Origin of the sequence: uncultured Xanthomarina sp. (assembly GCF_963971605.1) — a bacterium.
GTDB lineage: Bacteria > Bacteroidota > Bacteroidia > Flavobacteriales > Flavobacteriaceae > Xanthomarina > Xanthomarina gelatinilytica.
In genome coordinates this window covers 13,936-32,601 of sequence record NZ_CAXATZ010000015.1, presented here as the reverse complement: position 1 = coordinate 32,601, position 18,666 = coordinate 13,936, and the positions used below count along the sequence as shown (strand labels likewise).

Sequence of the window (18,666 nt, the reverse complement as noted above, 5' to 3'; positions counted from 1 at the left end):
AACCGAAGTGCTGAAACTTCGGTTTTTGGTTTTTTATAAGGGTTGGATTAAAACATGAAGCCAACACCAAATTGCCAAACTGCATTTTTAGCATCTACATTTTCAAAAATGGTATTATCTTCAAAAATATTGGTTAACCCCATGTTGTAACGTCCATTAACAAAAAACCCATTGTCGAATTTATAGGCTGCTCCAAGAACCAAGCCTGTATCAAAATCCTTAACATAAGAGTCGTCTTCGTTAATTTCAATATCGCCTCCATCGTTATTTGGCTGAAAATCCAATTCTTCATGGATCTTAAATCCAAATTGAGGTCCAGCTTCTATACTCAACCCTTTAACCAGATACGCTTTAAGCAATACTGGCACCTGAATATAGTCAAGTTGATATTCTATGTTCTCATTTGTATCGAAGATGTTATCCTGGTCTATTTCCTTTACATCAAACCCTTGTCCAGAGTACATAACCTCTGGTTGTAATGAGAATCTTTCTGTAATAGGGATTTCGGCCAATAAACCAACATTAAAACTGGTTCTTGATTTCACATCGTCTATATCGTCTCCTGTAATTTTAGTGGAGTTTACACCTCCTTTAACACCTAATTGAATAGCTTTGGAGTCTGCTTGCGCATGCAATAAAGTAGCACTAAAAATAAATAATCCTGTAATTAAAATTAATTTTTTCATTGTTATATATTTTTATTGTTTAAGTTCCCTACAAAAATGCCCCAATTTTAGAAGCCTGTTTAACTTATTCAAAAAAAATAATAACGCTAAAAATGTTGTTTAAAAACAAAAAACCGAAGCAAGATTGCTTCGGTTTCTTTATATACTATAGTTTGTTTTTTAAAACATGAAACCTACAGATACTTGAATTACACCATTACTAATTTTGTAATCATCAGAATTTGCAGTATCATTTATATTCATTAAACCTAAGTTATAACGAGCGCCAAAGTTTAAACCATTGTCCATTTTGTAGCCTAAACCAAAGTTCATTCCAAAATCAACAGATTTAAAATAGTCTTTTACATCTTCATCACCTGATTCAGAGTATGTTTCATCATAACCACCACCTTGAACTCGTTCTGTATAATCGTATTTAGATTTAGCAGATGCCAAAATACCAACTTGAGGTCCTGCTTCAACATTAAACCCATTAGCAATGTAATATTTAAAAGATACAGGAATGTTGATATAGCTTAAATTTAATTTAGCTTCTTCTTCTTCGGTATAAGTTACACCTCCAATTGTCTCTGTTGAAGAATAAGAATCTTTGGTTCCTTGTAATGAATACAATAACTCAGCTTGAAGTCCCATTTTTTCATTGAACATTAATTCTACAGCTCCACCAATGTGAAATCCTACTCTCATGTCATTATCCTCAATGTCTCCATTTAAATTTGCAAAGTTCACACCCGCTTTAGGACCAAAACTCACTTCCTGTGCGTTTACATTAGAGATACCAAATACTGCTACAGCAGCGATAAGTAAAATTTTTTTCATAATAAATTTAAGGTTTTTAATTGTTTTATGGTGGCAAATGTAATCAATTTTCTTAAATTTTTAACAAAAAATTGTAAGATTGTTCTTCCTCACCTTACTTAATAATAAAACCCGAAGCGATTTGCTTCGGGTTTTATTAATGAAAAGAAAAATAAAAGTTTTTTTTAATTTAAATTAAAAGAGGCTCCTACACTTAAAATTCCAAAATTCCAATCAACACTTCTGTTGTAATAATAATAACCATCATAATATCCGCTATCATAACTAGATCTCACTCCTCTATAAGATGCATTTACCTGAATTTTATCGTTGATGTTGTATCCAAACATTGGTCGGTAATAAAACCCTCCATCGTTGCCATCATTAATACCAACGGCATACCCTAAATCCAAACCTACAGTAAACATCTCGTTAATATTAAAACGACCTGCTCCTGCAATAGGTATAAATTGGGTATCATCGTAGTCTAAACCGTAGTAAGTGTCACCAAAAGAATGGCTATAGCCTGTTGCTGGACCTACACTAAATTTTTCGTTTATTCCAAAAAGATAATTTACATCCAGACCTGCAGAAAAAGTAGCATAGTCACTTCCATCTGCCACAGGCAATCCAATAAAAGCTCCTAAATTAAACCCCTCTTGGGCTTTTACAGCAGTAAAACTTAATACTGTTAAAAATGTCAATAAAAATAATTTCTTCATAATTTTTTAAGTTTTTGTAATTGATTAAACAAAATAACCATTTTTTTTTATTAATAAATAAAAACTGTTTTTTTATTAACAATTTATTTAACAATAAATATTATTGTATTGGATTACAGTATTTTACATAAATAAGTTATTAACAAAATGAAATCGTCCAAACCTTATTCAACCCTTAAAACCTTTATTTGGATACTTTTTGATTTATTTTTGTGATGATGAAATGGGAACACGCTTTAAAAGACTATAAACTTTATCTAAAAATAGAAAGAGGGCTATCCAACAACTCCATAACCAGTTATGGATTGGATGTGGAGAAGCTTATTGGCTTTTTGGAGGACAAGCATATAAGTGTATCTCCCTTGAACATTTCAAAAGAAACCATCCAACAATATATTTATGAGCTTGCAAAAACTGTAAATGTAAGGACCCAGTCCAGGATGATTTCAGGCTTGCGCAGTTTTTTTAATTATCTCATTTTTGAGGATTATAGAGTGGATAATCCTTTAGAATTGATAGAATCCCCTAAAATAGGCAGGAAACTACCAGATACGCTTTCTTTGGATGATATCAATCGCTTGATAGCTGCCATTGATTTAAGCAAAGCTGAAGGCGAACGCAATCGTGCCATGCTTGAAACCCTTTACAGTTGTGGTTTACGTGTAAGCGAACTTACCAATCTGAAAATTTCGGATTTGTTTTTTGATGAAGGTTTTATAAAAGTTACTGGAAAAGGCGATAAACAACGCTTTGTGCCTATTGTTCAGTCTGCTCAAAAATATATTACCTGTTATAAAAACGAAGTAAGAAACCACCTCTCTATTCAAAAAGGACACGAAGACACCTTGTTTTTAAACAGAAGGGGAAAACAGCTTACCAGAGCCATGATCTTTACCATCATCAAGCAATTGGCAGTTAAAATCAATCTAGACAAAACCATTTCCCCACATACCTTCAGACATTCTTTTGCCACACATTTGTTGGAAAATGGTGCCGATTTAAGGACCATACAGCTTATGTTGGGACACGAAAGCATTACCACTACCGAAATTTATGTACATGTGGACAAAAGCCATTTAAAAAGCGTGCTTCAAACATTTCATCCCAGAAAATAGCTTTTTATTTTCTAAATTACTGATTATTAATTATATTTAGTAGGTAATAGCACAGTTTTAAATCGATTCTCCCATATTAACTAAATTTTTTACAATAAAATTTAATCTAGACAATATGGATTTCACGAACTCAAACAGACCACTAAATGATTACCCCAATGGGTTTGGGGAAAAACGCAAGTGGCAACTTGCAGTAGAGATTACCAACGTAGGTGTCTGGGAATTTAACGCCACAGAGAATAAAGTTTATTTTTCCGAAGCTTCAAAACGGATTATCGGTTTTGAAAACGATGCCAATTTTGGAGCTAACCTAAACGATTGGAACAATCGTGTGCACCCAGAAGACAGAAACAAATATTTTCAGGATTATCAAGACCACATTAATGGTTTGAAGCCCTTATACATGAATGTGCATCGAGTGGAATGCAAGGATGGCTCCTATAAATGGATTCTAGATAAAGGAAAAGTTGTAGAAAGAGACTCCAACAACAATCCAATACGTTTTTTAGGCACACATGTAGATATTACCAAACATGTTGAAAACGAAAGAAAACTGGCAAACACCTTAAACATTGTTACCAAACAAAACAATCAACTTAAAAATTTTGCCCATATAGTAACCCACAACCTAAAACAACATGCTGCCAATTTTGAAAGTCTATTGGATTTTTACAATGAGGCAGAATCAGAATTTGAAAAAGAAGACACCATAAAATACCTCCAAATTCTTTCAGAATCCCTTAGTAAAACCATTGCCAATTTAAAAGAAATTGTATCTGTACAAAACAACAGAACTGCCAAGATTGAAAAAATATATTTGGCACAAGAAACCGATCGTATTTTAAAGATGCTTAAAGTGGTTATTAATGACAACCATGCCGAAGTACAAAACAATATAGACCCTAAATTATTTATACATTACAATAAGTCCTATATAGAAAGCATCATTCAAAACCTCTTAACCAATGCCATAAAATACAAACATCCAGACAGACATCCCAAAATTACCGTTGACAGCATGTTTGATTCTGAAACCATTAAAATTGCCATTAGTGACAATGGCATTGGAATAGATCTGGACAAGTATGGAAACTCCATTTTTGGATTGTACAAAACATTCCATAAAAACCAAGATGCCGAAGGTATTGGACTGTACTTAATAAAAAACCAAATAGAAGCTTACGGTGGCAACATTGAGGTGGAAAGTGAAGTTAATGTTGGCACCACCTTTACCATTAGCATACCCAATAAAAAAACTGCTGTAGTTGAAATTACAAACGTTTAAAAAAAAACTTATAAAAAAAGCTTGGGTGTTTACCCAAGCTATGTTATTTAATGATTTGCAGATATTCCCTTTGCAAATAAACGCTGTAGGTTATTTAGCGATATTCACAGCTCTGGTTTCCCTAATTACAGTTACTTTAACCTGTCCAGGATAGGTCATATCTGTTTGTATTTTCTGTGAAATGTTAAAGGATAAATCTGCTGCATTTTGATCTGAAACTTTTTCGCTTTCCACAATAACCCTTAACTCCCTTCCTGCTTGAATGGCATAGGCTTTTTTAACACCTCCAAAACCAAAGGCAATATCCTCAAGGTCTTTTAAACGTTGAATGTAACTATCCAATACTTGGCGTCTTGCTCCTGGTCTTGCTCCGGAAATAGCATCACAAACCTGAACAATTGGAGACAAAAGAGAGGTCATTTCAATTTCATCATGATGTGCTCCAATGGCATTGCAAACATCTTCTTTTTCACCATATTTTTCAGCCCATTGCATTCCAAGAATAGCATGTGGTGTTTCCATATCTGCTTCTGCATCTGGCACTTTACCAATATCATGTAACAATCCTGCACGTTTGGCCAATTTAGGATTTAAACCTAGCTCTGCAGCCATCACACCACAAAGTTTGGCAACTTCCCTGGAGTGTTGCAGCAAATTTTGTCCGTAAGACGAACGATATTTCATTCTACCAACCACTTTAATAAGTTCTGGATGTAGGTTGTGAATCCCTAAGTCTATTATGGTTCGTTTTCCTACTTCAATAATTTCTTGCTCTATTTGTTTGGTTGTCTTTTTTACTACCTCCTCTATTCTAGCAGGATGTATTCTACCATCGGTTACTAATTTATGAAGAGAAAGTCTAGCAATCTCTCGTCTTACGGAATCGAAACAGGATAGAATAATGGCTTCTGGTGTGTCGTCTACAATAATTTCCACTCCAGTAGCAGCTTCAATGGCTCGAATGTTTCTTCCTTCTCTACCAATGATGCGTCCTTTAACATCGTCCGATTCTATATTAAAAACAGACACACAGTTATCTACTGCTTCTTCGGTTCCTATACGCTGAATGGTATTGATAATTACTTTTTTGGCTTCTTGTTGAGCCGTTAGTTTTGCTTCTTCCAAAGTGCTTTGAACATAAGCCATGGCATCGCTCTTGGCCTCTCCTTTTAAGGATTCAACAAGTTGTGCCTTGGCTTCTTCTGCAGATAAACTGGAAATAACCTCCAACTGTTCTATCTGGCTTTTATGAAGCCTATCGATTTCTTCCTGTTTTTTCTCGAGAATATCAACTCTATGGTTGTAATCCTTTATTTTGTCCTCTAAACTTTGATTGAGTTTGAGATTTTTAGACAATTCACTGGAAACCTGAGACTCTTTGTCTCTAGTACGCTTCTCAGCTTCTGCCATTTTTTTGTCACGAGCATTGATTACTTTTTCATGCTCTGATTTTAATTCTATGAATTTTTCTTTTGCCTGAAGAATTTTATCCTTTTTAATGCTTTCACCTTCGCTATTGGCTTCTTTAATAATAGCTGCTGCCGATTTTTTAGCACTTTTTATAAGTTTGGAAGCATTGTTTCTCTCTAATGCCTTTGCTATAATGAATCCCACTATGATTCCTAGCAAAACACCACCTATAATCAATATAATTGAGTTGTCCATGTTAGTTTATTTATATATATAAAAAAAGCCTACACTAGTTTGTTTTGTAATAAACTCCTTAAAACAAGTTTAGGGCTAACAAACGGATCAAGTATCTGCTCGAGATACTGCGAGACTGAAACAAGTTCAGCACACACAGTACTAGCAGCCCGCTTTTACCGTTCAAACTCACCCTTTTTAAAGAATTAATGTTGAGTTTTCCAAATAATAACTAATGTAGGCAGTAACCTTAATTTATTTTAAAGAACGTTAAGAGTCCAAATGTAATTGTAACATTTTGTTCAAAGCCGTGAGCTTCTCTTCCACATGTTCACTTACATTTTCTTTATCTATTGATTTTTGTTCCACTTGAGATGCAAATTGCAAAGCACACATGGCCAAAACATCTTGCTTATCCCTTACAGAATAACTTTGCTCAAATTGATTGATCATCGTTTCAATGTTCTTAGCTGCCTTACGCAATCCTTCTTCCTGGCTAGGCACAATGGTTAAAGGATACACTCTGTTAGCTATGGATAGCTTTATTTTAAGCTTATCTGACATTGATTTTTGATGTTACATTTATTCGGACAATTGCGCAATACAATGATCAATCTCCCGAATTAATGTGTTTATTTTAAGCTTTGTCTCTCTTTTGTTTTCGTCACTACCTAGCATTGTATTTGCAATCTTGAGTGCTTCGTATTTTTCTTCCCAAGAAACAATCAATTCTTGTTGTTCCATGGCATGTTGTTTAGAAGCTTGCAACTCTTTTTCCAGTTTTAAGTTGGCTTGTTTTACGGTTTCCAATTGCTGTAAAACTTTCCCTACTTTTACTTCAAGAGCATCAACAATTTCTTCAATTTTACTCATGTGCAATATGCAATACTTATCAGACAAAGTTAAGATACCTTCCTATAAATTACAATTGTTTTTACATAAAATTTGCAAAATGTTGTAATTGCTTGATATTATTGCAAAATAGCGTACAATATATCTTTTGTAGATTTCGTTCAAATTAATATTTTAGCAAGAATTACTTAATTTATGAGATTCACCTTACCCTTTTTTCTTTTTGTTTGTGCCTTTGGCCTAGCCCAAGATTATTACCCAAAAGACTATTTTGGGAATCCTTTGGATGTTACCTTGGTCTTGTCTGGCTCTTTTGCAGAATTGCGTTCCAACCACTTCCATTCCGGTTTGGACATTAAAACGCAACAAAGAGAAGGTTTAAAGGTGTATGCCTCTGCAAGTGGGTATATAAGCCGAATTAAAATCTCCCATTATGGCTACGGAAAGGCCCTTTACATAACCCATCCTAATGGGTATACCACTGTATATGCGCATTTGCAAAAGTTTTCCCCTGAAATTGAAGCTTATATCAAGAAGTTGCAATATGAAAAAGAATCGTTTGAAATTGAAGTGTTCCCTAATACCGAAGAGCTTATTGTAGAAAAAGGTGAAGTTATTGCCTATAGTGGTAACACAGGAGGATCTGGTGGTCCACATTTACATTTTGAAATTAGGGACAATCAAGAAAGACCTATCAATCCATTGCTTTTTGGGTTTGATGTTAAAGACACTACCTTACCTGTTATTAAAGAGGTTTATGCTTATCCCATGGACAAGCATTCGTATGTAAACAAATCAAACGAAAAACAAAAACTAAGGCTTTTATCCCTTCCTAATGGCGATTATACAGTTGAGAACATTCAGGCTTATGGAAAAATTGGCTTTGCCATAGAATCTACTGACAGACAGGATTTGGCATACAACAACAATGGCGTGTACAACATTCAAGCTTTTTTTAATGGCAATAAAAAAATAGACATCGATTTTAAACGATTTTCTTTTGACGAAACCAGACATTTAAACCGGTTTATAGATTATGGACATTATAAAACAAAAAAAGAAAGACTCCAAAAACTCTTTATAGAACCCAATAACCCCTTAAGTATTTATAAAGACTCTGATAATTATGGTTTTATTAGGGTTGAAGACAGTACCTCTTCGGTCTACAAAGTGGCAGTAAAGGATTTTAAAAACAACACTTCTTGGCTCACCATTAATATTGAAGGTAAAAAAGAACAAGACTTTAAAGTGAAGGATTCTTTTGTATCGTCTTATTATATTCATGCAGACAAAACCAACGAGCTATTATACAACCACATTTCGGTTGAATTTTATCCAGAGACGTTTTATGATGATTTTTATATGGACTTTTCAGTGTCAAACGATACCATTAAATTACATGACGATACCATTCCTGTTAAAAAACATTTTAAAATTACATACGATATTAGTCATTACGATTCAGCTGATGCCCATAAACTTTACATTGCCAGATTGGTTGGTTATAAACAACATCCTTGGTATTCCAACACGACAAAAGAAAAAAACCTGATGTACACCATAACAGACGATTTAGGAACCTACGCCTTGGTAGCAGACACTATAGAACCAACCATTAGGCCCATAAATTTTAAAGATGGACAATGGCTTAGTAAATACCGTTATCTTAAAGTGAAGATTGATGATGAAGGTTCCGGCATTTCAAATTATCGCGCAACCGTTAATGGAAAATGGATTTTAATGGAGTACGATTACAAAACCAAAACATTGACCTACGATTTTAATGATGGTATAATTACCGAAACAAAAAATAATTTAAAAGTGATTGTTACCGATAATGTTGGAAATAATTCTACTTTTGAAACTACGTTTTACAGAAAATAAATAATGAAGCTTTTGAAAATAAAAACTTATCTATTTTGCATGTTCCTTTTTTCGATGTCCTTTTTAGGATTTTCACAATCTGGAACTTTAAAAGGTGTTATTCTAGACGATGCCAATAATCCCATTCCAAATGTAAATATCAAAGCTCAAGACAAAGGAACCGTAACCAACGAGAACGGTTTTTTTATTTTAAAAATACCAGCAGACCAAGAGGTTACTGTGGTGTTCTCTCACCTTACCTTTGAAAGTATTACTGCTACATTTAACTTAAAAAATGGGGAAGAATACGAATTCCATCCCATCATGAAGGAATCTGTGGAACAAATCTCAACCGTTGTGATTTCCAGCAAGCAAAGAAAAGAAGTTGAAGGCATAATCACACTGGAACCCGAAACCGTTAGACTTATTCCTGGTGCGAATGCTGGTGTGGAAAATCTATTGAAAACACTTCCTGGCGTAAGTAGCAACAACGAATTAAGCACACAATATTCCGTAAGAGGTGGAAACTACGATGAAAATTTAGTGTATGTAAATGGTATTGAAATCTACAGACCTTTCTTGATACGTTCTGGGCAACAAGAAGGATTGAGCTTTGTTAACACAGACCTGGTTCAGAATGTCGATTTCTCTGCTGGAGGTTTTCAAGCAAAATATGGAGACAAATTAGCATCTGTTCTCGATATTACCTATAGAAAACCTTACGCTTTTGGTGTGAGTGCAGATTTAAGCCTACTTGGTGGAAGCCTGGCTGTAGATGCCATAAGTAAAGATTCCAAGCTCTCAGGCATAATTGGAATTCGTTATAGAAACAACAGCTTACTTGTTAATGCACAAGAAACAGAAACCAATTACGATCCAACTTTTGCTGATGTACAAACCCAGATAAACTACAATTTTTCCCATAAATTCAGTCTCAGCTTTTTAGGAAATGCCTCTTTGAACAAATACAATTATGAACCTAAAACCAGACAGACAAATTTTGGTACTTTGGAAAACCCTTTGGCATTATTAGTTTTTTATGAAGGTCAAGAAAAAGATCAATACCAAACCTTGTTTGGGGCCATTAAAGCAACTTACCTTTTAAATGATAATGTAACCCTTAACTTAACCACTGCAACTTACCACACTACCGAAGAAGAACATTTTGATATTTTAGCACAATATAGGTTGGGCGAAGTAAATACCAATATTGGAGATGAAGATTTGGGTGAAGTGGAATATAGTGAAGGTATTGGAGGTCAATTAAACCATGGAAGAAACGATCTGGATGCCCTAATCACCAATATCGAGCACAACGGAAAATATACTATGGACGATAACGATTTTGAATGGTCCCTAAAGTACACCAACGAAGATATTAGGGATCGGTTGGTGGAATGGGAAGTGATAGATTCGGCTGGGTTCTCCATAAATCCTCCCAACATCGACGCTTTTAACGACCAACCTTATACTCCTTACGAAGGGCCTTTGGCAGCCTATCAAAATGTAAGAGCTAAAAACCACACCACCATTCAAAGAATCCAAGGTTATTTACAATGGAGCAAACGTACCAGTTTAGGAGACAATGACGTATGGTTCAATGCTGGAGTAAGAGCTCATAATTGGACTGTAAGTGGTGATGGCATAGATAAAACCTCACAAATTGTTTTTAGTCCAAGAGCGCAATTTGCCATCAAGCCTGATTGGGACAAAGACATGCTTTTTAGAATTGGTGGAGGTATATATTATCAACCTCCTTTTTACAGGGAATTGCGTGATTATTCCGGAACTGTAAATCCAGATGTTAAAGCCCAAAAATCTTTTCAAGTGGTTGTAGGAAACGATTATAGCTTTAAAATGTGGAACAGACCTTTTAAATTAACTACAGAAGCTTACTATAAAAAACTCACAGATGTAAACCCTTACACCTTGGAAAATGTTAGAATTAGGTACGCTGCAACCAACAATGCAAAAGCCTATGCCTATGGTTTGGATCTCAGATTGAATGGCGAATTTGTCCCTGGAACCGAATCCTGGTTTAGTTTTGGGTATTTAAAAACCGAAGAAAACATCAATGATAGAGGGTATATAGCCAGACCAACAGACCAACGCTTAAAGTTTGCAGCTCTTTTTCAAGATTATGTACCAAGCTTACCTAAAATGAAAATGTATTTAAACTTGGTTTACAACACTGGGCTTCCTGGTGGTTCTCCAAGCTATGCCGATCCTTATGTTTACCAAAACCGTTTGCCAGATTACAAGCGTGCTGATATAGGTTTGCAATATGTTATTGTAGATTTAAACGAAACATACAATGGCTGGAGGAAACCTTTTAAATATTTATCTGTTGGCTTTGAAATTTTTAACATTTTCAATGCGCAAAACTCCATAACAAACACTTGGGTAAGGGACGTTTACAGCAAAAGGCAGTATGCCATTCCTAATTACCTGACACCACGAGTGTTTAATGTAAGGACAACCATGAAATTTTAATAATTTAACACACTTTTTTTATTTCGAATTAAAAACAGTCATACATTTGTGTATATGAAACAAATGATTAGAAACCTGGTTGCCTTGAGCCTCTTGTTTGCTTATACCTTAAGCATAAGCGTTTCTATTCAAAATTTTATAGTGGAAACGGTTTTTGATAATAGCCAACAACAGGATGTTGCTGTTAATTTATTGAATTCCAAAACACCTGAGCTATCCATATTTCCAGACCTGGAACCCTTAGGAGACCTTGCAAACGAAAACGTTCATAATGTTCAGGTAACTAATTCCAAAACAACATTTCAATCCTTTAAAGAGGTAGAAATCTACACCTTAACCAAAGACAGTCAATATCTTTACAAAAGCAAACACATTCAACCTGGATTGGATATTGAGACACTGCTCTACCCTTTTCATACCTTTTCTTAAAATTTCATATTATATTCCTTAAACATCTCATGTTCTGAATGATCAGGAGCTGTTGTTATTATTTCATCTTGACCAACAAGGTCAGGACATTCTATATTCAACAAATAAAAAAATATCTTATGGAATCTCATAGCACCATCATAGGTATTGTTATTGCCTTGGTAATAATAATCCCTCTAATATTTATTCAAACATCACAAAAACGTCAGAAAAAAAATTCTAGAAAAGGCTTTATGGAAGAAGCCTCAAAACATCATTTACAAGTAAAAACCCCAGATTTTTGGGGCACATATTATGCCATGGCCATAGATGAAACGGCAAACAAACTTATCTACTCAAAAATTATTGATGCAGAACATCAAGTAACCCTTGTGGATTTAAGTCTGGTGGACTCCTGCGACATTGTAAGGACGCAAAGAACCCATAAAAACAAAACTACATCTAAAATTGAAACAGACAGAATCGATTTGGTAATAACCTACAAATCCAAAAACAAGGAGGTGTTGGAGTTTTACAACGTAGATGTAAACTTTGAAATGAACAATGAAATTGCGCTTCTGGATAAGTGGAACACCATTATAAAAAGCAAAATATTCAAGAAAGCACAAGCTGCTTAAGGGCTTCTACGGTCAAGCAACAAAAAACCTTCAGAGCCTATGTCCCTGAAGGTTTTTTATTTAATGTTTCAATAAGACCATTATTGGTGGTTTTAATAATTATTTCTCCACGAACTCCTTTAGAACGCCAACTACATAATCTACTTCGTCTTTGGTATTGTATTTACAAAACGAAAATCTAATGGAAGGCTTTTGTTGGTCTTCTTCGCTTAAGATATGCTCCAACACATGAGATCCTTTGCCAGACCCACTTTGGCAGGCACTTCCTTTGGAACAGGCAATCCCTTTTAAATCCAATTGAAACTGAAGGGTCAATGCTTTTTCAGCAGACATGGGCAAACAAACATTCAACAAGGTGTAAGTACTCTTGGTATTATCAGAACAATTACCATTAAACTTAACTCCTGGTATGGCTTTGGTTATTTGGGTTTTAAAATAATCTTTTAATGCCTCTACATAATGTTTTTCTTCATCTAAATTTTCGTAAGCTAGAACAAAAGCGGTTTCCAAGCCTTTGATATTATGTACTGGTTCTGTTCCTGCTCTAAAACCACGTTCTTGAGAACCTCCAAAAATCAAAGGTTTTAAGGTATTGTTTTTTTTAATATAAGCAAACCCAACTCCTTTGGGGCCATGAAATTTATGGGCTGCTGCAGTCATAAAATCAATTGGGGTTTCTTCTACATTCCATTTATAATGACCAATGGATTGAACCGTGTCACTATGCAACAAGGCATTGTTGGCTTTGCAAAGGGAAGACACTTTATCTATATCCAAAATGTTTCCAACTTCGTTATTCACATGCATTAAACTCACCAATTTCCTCTCGTCGTTTGCTGTTAACAGTCTTTCCAGATCATCATAATCTGGAGTGCCACAGGCTTGAAGTTTTACATATTCAACAGTAACATCATACTCGTTTCGCAACTCTTCAACGGTATGCAATACAGCATGGTGCTCTATTGGAGAGGTGATAATGGTAGTTACGTTGGCATCTCTAACGGCACAACGTAAAATCATATTATCAGCTTCAGTACCTCCAGAAGTAAAGATAATTTCCTGTGGAGATGCGTGCAATTCCTTGGCTATGGTTTTTCTGGTTGTTTCTATAATTGATTTTGATGCTCTACCAAACGCGTGGGTTGAAGATGGATTTCCATATTGATGTTCCAAAACATCTTGCATGGTTTTAATAACTTCTGGTCGTATTCGTGTGGTTGCAGCACTATCAAAATAAACAGATTTCATAATTTGAGTTTGCTTTAGTGAGGTAGCAAAAATAGGGCAATTAAAATTATTTGCAAGAAGCCACGTTGTATATTTAACAAATCTTTTATTTTTGTTTTAAAATCCATACATGTCATGCGAAAAATATTTGCCCTAGTATCTTTTTTAATTTTAGTAATGTCTTGTGACGATGGAGATGTTATTTTTGTGGAATTAGATTTTGACGATACCTTTGAAGCCTGTGGCGAATTGGTGTTTTACAATACCAAAGAGAGTCCTGCCGAATCCATTTCATTACAAATAAGTTCTCCAACCTTGACATTGGCAGATATTTTTGAAGTGGAACCATCTGAAACCAACCCCTTATTGGTAGAATTGGTGAATCCTGAAATTCAAGGCAACATAGATGGCTCCAACAACTTATTCAACTATAGAAGCTACAATACATTAACAGACAATTTATTTTGTAACGACGTTCCTCCTTCCAATTTAGGGATAACACAAGATTTATCAAGTTCTGATGGAAGTTATACCATTACCACTACTTATGCAGAAGACGATAACGATGGAATTCCTGCTGAAATGGAAGATATTAATGGCAATGGCGATTTATATGATGATGATACCGATGGCGATGGTTTGCCTAATTTTCTGGATCCAGACGACGATGGCGATAATGTACTTACCAGTACAGAACTGATTGATTATGACAATGACGATGATGACGACGATCCATTAACAAATCCGCAAGATACCGATGGAGATGGCATTCCAAATTATTTGGACACAGACGATGATGGCGATGGCGTATTAACCATTGACGAGGAAAATGTGAGTCAGGACCAAAACCCTTCCAACGATTATACCAACCCAAATTTAGCAGATTACCTAAATCCAGATGTGGCCAATATGGTTCCTGCAACAGCCTATAGGGTTCATACCATTACACAAACCTATGAAGTCTCTGTAATTGTGGAAAATATTTCTTTTCCTAACTTAAATCAGGATACGTTTGACTTTGGTTCTTTGCAAAACGCCAATACAACCAGCACAAGAACGGTAACACCAGAATTTTAATCGGCACTTACATTCTGATAGATATATACTTCGGTTGCACCAACCCCGTATTTTTGAAAATTGGCATCGTAGTAAGTCACATTGGGATATCTTCCAAATAAATATTCCAATTCCATTTTTAAAACACCTGCTCCCACGCCATGGATAAACACCACTTTTTGGATGCGCTTTCCAATGGCAAATTCCAATTGTTTTTTGGCTGTATCCAATTGTAAGGTTAACATTTCGTAATTGCTCATTCTGGAAGCATTATCCGTTAATTGATGAATGTGCAGATCCACTTCCATGGTAGGCTGAAAACGTTCCTTTACTTTCTTTTTAACAGTGGGTTTTCTTCTAGGGCTTTCTTTCTCCTTAAGCAATTCAGAAAAAGACACATTGGTAAAGGATTTTGATTGTAATTCGGATTCATTTTTAATAAGAACCAATTCTTTTTTATCAAACACCATCTCAAAACCATCCTCAGTAACAATCGTCACAGTTTCTCCTGTAACATTTGTTATTCTGCCTGTTAAATCTTCATCTAAAACAGACACTTTATCCCCTATTTTAAGCATCATCCTTTTGGTTTGGTTCATGACTCTCTTTAGACTGTTTTTTACTGGAAAGTGTACTGGAAATTCGGTATAAACCAAACATTAAAATAATAATTCCAAGAATCAAAACAACCACATCTTGTTTTACACCAGCTTGAGCATAAATGGCTACCATGCTTCCTATAAAGATCAATAAATAGTTTAAATAGGTGTTGTATTTCATTTATATCGATGATTTTTAGCTATTTAACGAATATCGTTTTTTTTAGAATAAAGAATAGAGAAATTTGATTAATTTAATATACCTCTATTACTAATTAAAAGTAGAAAAATATGAAAAAAAATCACCTTTTCAACAGACTTCCATACTTATTTATTGCCTTTTTATTGTTTTCCCTAAGTGCCTCTGCCCAAGTTGGGATTGGGACGACTAGTCCAAATACAGATGCATTATTAGATATTGATGCCTCAACAAGTGTTGGTGGATTATTACTTCCTAGAATGACATTAACAGCCACGACAAATCCTGCGCCATTAAGTGCACATGTTCAAGGTATGTCTGTTTACAATACAACAACGGTTAATGATGTATTTCCTGGACAATATTATAACGATGGTACTAAATGGGTTAAAGTTGAAGAATCGACAAATATAGACAGTATTTCTCTTGCTAGCGACGTTATTATAAACTCAACATCATATTCCAATATTAACACTATGGTTTTAACTTTTACAGCAAAAAAGACATCAGCATTAGTTAATTTAACTGCTTCAGGAATTGGTTATACAAATTCTTTAGGAATTGTAAATTTAAGAGTTAGAAATATTACTGATAATATTACCATTGGTGGAACAAATACTAAAATTCAGTCTTTATATGAAGATTTTTGGGGTTCATATAGTGTTACTTCTTGGAGTTGTTCGTTTTCTAAATTAATGACAGGTTTAACAGTTGGCAATACATATACTCTTAGAGTTCAAGGTTCAACAACGGCAATTTATGGTACAAATGGTGCTGCTATTTATACTTCAAGTTCACCAAACAATAACCATTTAACACTTTCTGTAATACAATAACCTAATTATTATGAAAGATTTTTATAAAAACACAACTATTATACTCTTAGTCTTTGTAAGTGGTTTCGGATATGCTCAAAATCCAAATAATTCGGATAGCGAAATTAAAACAATGAGTATTACAGATAAAGTATCTAAGAGTAATGTTGCAAATAAAGAAATAAACGATTTAATAGATTTCAATTCTAAAGAAGAAAGCAAATTAGAGCAAAGTACAACACCTATGTTACAACCTTATTCTGTAGGCTCTAGTAAAACGAATAAAGAAGAACAAAAAAACCACTCTATAAATAAAAATAAAAAAACTGAACTTAAAGAAATAGGTGTTTATGTTTCAAACAATAATGAAAAAAAATAACTCTTATGAAATATCTATACCTAATAATATTTTTAATCACTTGTAATATAAGTATTGCCCAAACCGATTTGTATGTGAGAAGTGGAAGCTATATTTATGTAGATGGCACAGCTTTTACAAGTGGACCAAATGTAGCTCCTTTATATGTTACTGGTAGAATCACTTTTAATGGAACAAACAGTAATATCTATCTTCGTAATGAAGCGCAACTTTTACAAGGGAACAATATTGGAAACAATGGCCAAGGCAAGTTAAGCGCTTATCAAACAGGAACCGTAAATACCTATGCTTATAATTATTGGTGTTCTCCAGTTGGAAATACCACTGCAAACACGACCTCTAACAGACCTTTTATTCCCAATGATAATATTTACGACCATATTGGGCATACCAATCCAGCCTTAGATCCAATAACCAGTGTGTTGGCTACTTATACTACAGGTTATAATGGTGTGGCTACGGCTCCTCCAACCCCTCAAGTTATTTCCAGTTTTTGGTTGTATAGTTACGACCCTGGAACACTTTATGCTGAATGGGATCATGTGGGTTCCACTGGTTCAGTTAACCCTGGTTATGGCTTTACCATGAAGGGAAACCCGAGTGGTGGACAACAATACGATTTTAGAGGAAAACCAAATAATGGAAACATTACTGTTTCTGTGGTTGCTGGAGAAGAAACCTTGGTTGGGAATCCCTATCCATCTGCATTGGACGCGCGAGATTTTATACACGACCCTTTAAATACTGGTTTAATTGCAAATGCACCACCACAAATGACTGGGGTTTTAAAATATTGGGAACAAGCCCCTGGAGCGACTTCACATGTGTTGTCTAATTATGTGGGTGGATATGCCTTATATACTATTTCATCTGGAGGTACAGATTCCTTTACTCCTGCTCCATTTACAACATATTTATTAGACGGAACACCTACAAATTTTCCAGCTGGAACTGGATCTAAAATTGCCAGACGTTACATTCCAATAGGTCAAGGCTTTATGATTGAAGGTGCTGCAACAGGTGTTGTTACATTTACCAACGCCCAAAGAGAATTTTACAAACAATCTGGTACAGATAGTTACTTTTTTAGGACTGAAAACAATAGCAGTTCCGAAAACACTTTTGAAGAAACTCAATACAACGAAGACGGCTTTAATATTGTTCCTGCAGATTTTAAGCGTTTTAGAATTAATGTCGATTTTTCTCAGGGCGAATTCTATACCAGACAATTATTAATGAACTTTCATCATACTGCTACAGATGGCTTTGATTATGGTTTGGAAGCCAAAGGGGATTTTACACAAAATTCTGATGCTTACTGGGTTTTAGATGATGTCCCATATTTTATACAAGCCTTTAATTACGATATGGAATTACGAATCCCTTTAGTGGTTGAGGCAAAAAACAATCAACCTATAAGGTTTAGAATTTTTGATGTGCAAAATTTCGATGAAAATCAGCCTATTTTTATTCATGATATCCATAATGATATTTATGTGGATTTAAGGGAAAATAACTATGAAATAAATTTACCTCAAGGCACCTATACAGACCGATTTGAAATAACCTTTACGTCTGAAGCTTTAAACATAGACCAAGTTATAACTGCTGAAGATTTAAGTATTTATCAAAACAATCAATTAGCACAATTAACCATTTCCAACCCTAAGCTTTTAGAGGTAAAACAAGTAAACCTATATGATGTGACCGGAAAACAGATTTTTAATGAAAAAAACTTAAACACAGAGGCACATTATAGTTTTTCAACAAAAAACTTAAGTCAAGGGGTTTATATAGCTCACGTATCGTTTGCTGACAATCAAGTGGTAAGCAAAAAGATTATTGTTTCAAATAAATAACTCTTGATATTTTTATATCTTTAAAACC

General features: G+C 34.6%; 19 protein-coding genes and 1 other RNA gene. 10 read left to right on the top strand and 10 right to left on the bottom strand.

Annotated features, from left to right (window positions below; translation table 11 throughout):
• Positions 1-47 precede the first annotated feature (47 nt).
• The 3 genes from AACY93_RS07490 to AACY93_RS07480 all read right to left on the bottom strand — a co-directional run bounded on the left by AACY93_RS07490 (position 48) and on the right by AACY93_RS07480 (position 2,206).
• Complete coding sequence (locus AACY93_RS07490) at positions 48-686, bottom strand: porin family protein (protein WP_286852540.1); 639 nt, start codon at positions 684-686, stop codon at positions 48-50.
• 159 nt (positions 687-845) lie between these two features.
• Positions 846-1,505 carry a porin family protein gene (locus tag AACY93_RS07485; RefSeq protein WP_286852539.1) on the bottom strand — a complete coding sequence of 220 codons (660 nt, stop codon included), beginning with the start codon at positions 1,503-1,505 and terminating at the stop codon, positions 846-848.
• 164 nt (positions 1,506-1,669) lie between these two features.
• Complete coding sequence (locus AACY93_RS07480; protein ID WP_007651597.1) at positions 1,670-2,206, bottom strand: outer membrane beta-barrel protein; 537 nt, start codon at positions 2,204-2,206, stop codon at positions 1,670-1,672.
• Between the two features lie 218 nt (positions 2,207-2,424).
• Here AACY93_RS07480 and xerD point away from each other — a divergent pair, with 218 nt between their 5' ends.
• On the top strand, positions 2,425-3,321 hold the full coding sequence (gene xerD / locus AACY93_RS07475) for a site-specific tyrosine recombinase XerD (RefSeq protein WP_286852538.1): 897 nt from the start codon (positions 2,425-2,427) through the stop codon (positions 3,319-3,321).
• Between the two features lie 115 nt (positions 3,322-3,436).
• Complete coding sequence (locus AACY93_RS07470) at positions 3,437-4,606, top strand: ATP-binding protein (protein WP_286852537.1); 1,170 nt, start codon at positions 3,437-3,439, stop codon at positions 4,604-4,606.
• A 90-nt stretch (positions 4,607-4,696) separates the two neighbouring features.
• Here the strand turns inward: AACY93_RS07470 and rny are convergent, their stop codons facing one another.
• The 4 genes from rny to AACY93_RS07450 all read right to left on the bottom strand — a co-directional run bounded on the left by rny (position 4,697) and on the right by AACY93_RS07450 (position 7,123).
• Positions 4,697-6,271 carry a ribonuclease Y gene (rny, locus tag AACY93_RS07465; protein ID WP_007651591.1) on the bottom strand — a complete coding sequence of 525 codons (1,575 nt, stop codon included), beginning with the start codon at positions 6,269-6,271 and terminating at the stop codon, positions 4,697-4,699.
• A gap of 51 nt (positions 6,272-6,322) precedes the next feature.
• A non-coding RNA gene (gene ssrS / locus AACY93_RS07460) (6S RNA) lies at positions 6,323-6,468 on the bottom strand.
• Positions 6,469-6,520: 52 nt separating this feature from the next.
• Positions 6,521-6,814, bottom strand: coding sequence for a cell division protein ZapA (locus tag AACY93_RS07455; RefSeq protein ID WP_007651590.1), 294 nt, complete (start codon positions 6,812-6,814; stop codon positions 6,521-6,523).
• An 18-nt stretch (positions 6,815-6,832) separates the two neighbouring features.
• Complete coding sequence (locus tag AACY93_RS07450) at positions 6,833-7,123, bottom strand: hypothetical protein (RefSeq protein WP_007651589.1); 291 nt, start codon at positions 7,121-7,123, stop codon at positions 6,833-6,835.
• 174 nt (positions 7,124-7,297) lie between these two features.
• Between AACY93_RS07450 and AACY93_RS07445 the strand changes: the two genes are divergently transcribed.
• The 4 genes from AACY93_RS07445 to AACY93_RS07430 all read left to right on the top strand — a co-directional run bounded on the left by AACY93_RS07445 (position 7,298) and on the right by AACY93_RS07430 (position 12,504).
• Positions 7,298-8,986, top strand: a complete 1,689-nt coding sequence (locus tag AACY93_RS07445) for a M23 family metallopeptidase (protein WP_286852536.1) — start codon at positions 7,298-7,300, stop codon at positions 8,984-8,986.
• Positions 8,987-9,025: 39 nt separating this feature from the next.
• Positions 9,026-11,458 (top strand): carboxypeptidase-like regulatory domain-containing protein, encoded by a 2,433-nt coding sequence (locus tag AACY93_RS07440; protein WP_238307689.1) that lies wholly within the window; start codon positions 9,026-9,028, stop codon positions 11,456-11,458.
• Between the two features lie 54 nt (positions 11,459-11,512).
• On the top strand, positions 11,513-11,887 hold the full coding sequence (locus AACY93_RS07435) for a hypothetical protein (protein WP_040492560.1): 375 nt from the start codon (positions 11,513-11,515) through the stop codon (positions 11,885-11,887).
• 119 nt (positions 11,888-12,006) lie between these two features.
• Complete coding sequence (locus tag AACY93_RS07430) at positions 12,007-12,504, top strand: hypothetical protein (RefSeq protein ID WP_286852535.1); 498 nt, start codon at positions 12,007-12,009, stop codon at positions 12,502-12,504.
• Between the two features lie 99 nt (positions 12,505-12,603).
• On the opposite strand, the gene AACY93_RS07425 is transcribed toward AACY93_RS07430, so the two are convergent.
• On the bottom strand, positions 12,604-13,752 hold the full coding sequence (locus AACY93_RS07425) for a cysteine desulfurase family protein (protein ID WP_286852534.1): 1,149 nt from the start codon (positions 13,750-13,752) through the stop codon (positions 12,604-12,606).
• Positions 13,753-13,866: 114 nt separating this feature from the next.
• On the opposite strand from AACY93_RS07425, the gene AACY93_RS07420 reads away from it, so the two are divergent.
• Positions 13,867-14,808: a hypothetical protein gene (locus AACY93_RS07420; RefSeq protein WP_286852533.1), complete on the top strand. Its 942-nt coding sequence runs from the start codon at positions 13,867-13,869 to the stop codon at positions 14,806-14,808.
• On the opposite strand, the gene AACY93_RS07415 is transcribed toward AACY93_RS07420, so the two are convergent.
• Together AACY93_RS07415 and AACY93_RS07410 are read right to left on the bottom strand one after the other, a co-directional pair.
• Positions 14,805-15,386 carry a DNA mismatch repair protein MutS gene (locus AACY93_RS07415; protein WP_286852532.1) on the bottom strand — a complete coding sequence of 194 codons (582 nt, stop codon included), beginning with the start codon at positions 15,384-15,386 and terminating at the stop codon, positions 14,805-14,807. The genes AACY93_RS07420 and AACY93_RS07415 overlap by 4 nt on opposite strands.
• The gene (locus tag AACY93_RS07410; protein ID WP_007651578.1) at positions 15,358-15,567 is read right to left on the bottom strand and encodes a hypothetical protein; all 210 of its coding nucleotides are present in this window, start codon (positions 15,565-15,567) and stop codon (positions 15,358-15,360) included. Before AACY93_RS07410 ends, AACY93_RS07415 begins: the two co-directional genes overlap by 29 nt.
• 110 nt (positions 15,568-15,677) lie before the next feature.
• Here AACY93_RS07410 and AACY93_RS07405 point away from each other — a divergent pair, with 110 nt between their 5' ends.
• From AACY93_RS07405 to AACY93_RS07395, 3 genes are read left to right on the top strand one after another with little or no spacing between them, the layout of a single operon-like run.
• The gene (locus tag AACY93_RS07405; RefSeq protein WP_286852531.1) at positions 15,678-16,421 is read left to right on the top strand and encodes a hypothetical protein; all 744 of its coding nucleotides are present in this window, start codon (positions 15,678-15,680) and stop codon (positions 16,419-16,421) included.
• A 10-nt stretch (positions 16,422-16,431) separates the two neighbouring features.
• On the top strand, positions 16,432-16,779 hold the full coding sequence (locus tag AACY93_RS07400; RefSeq protein WP_286852530.1) for a hypothetical protein: 348 nt from the start codon (positions 16,432-16,434) through the stop codon (positions 16,777-16,779).
• 5 nt (positions 16,780-16,784) lie between these two features.
• Positions 16,785-18,638, top strand: a complete 1,854-nt coding sequence (locus AACY93_RS07395; protein ID WP_286852529.1) for a T9SS type A sorting domain-containing protein — start codon at positions 16,785-16,787, stop codon at positions 18,636-18,638.
• Positions 18,639-18,666: the final 28 nt, after the last annotated feature.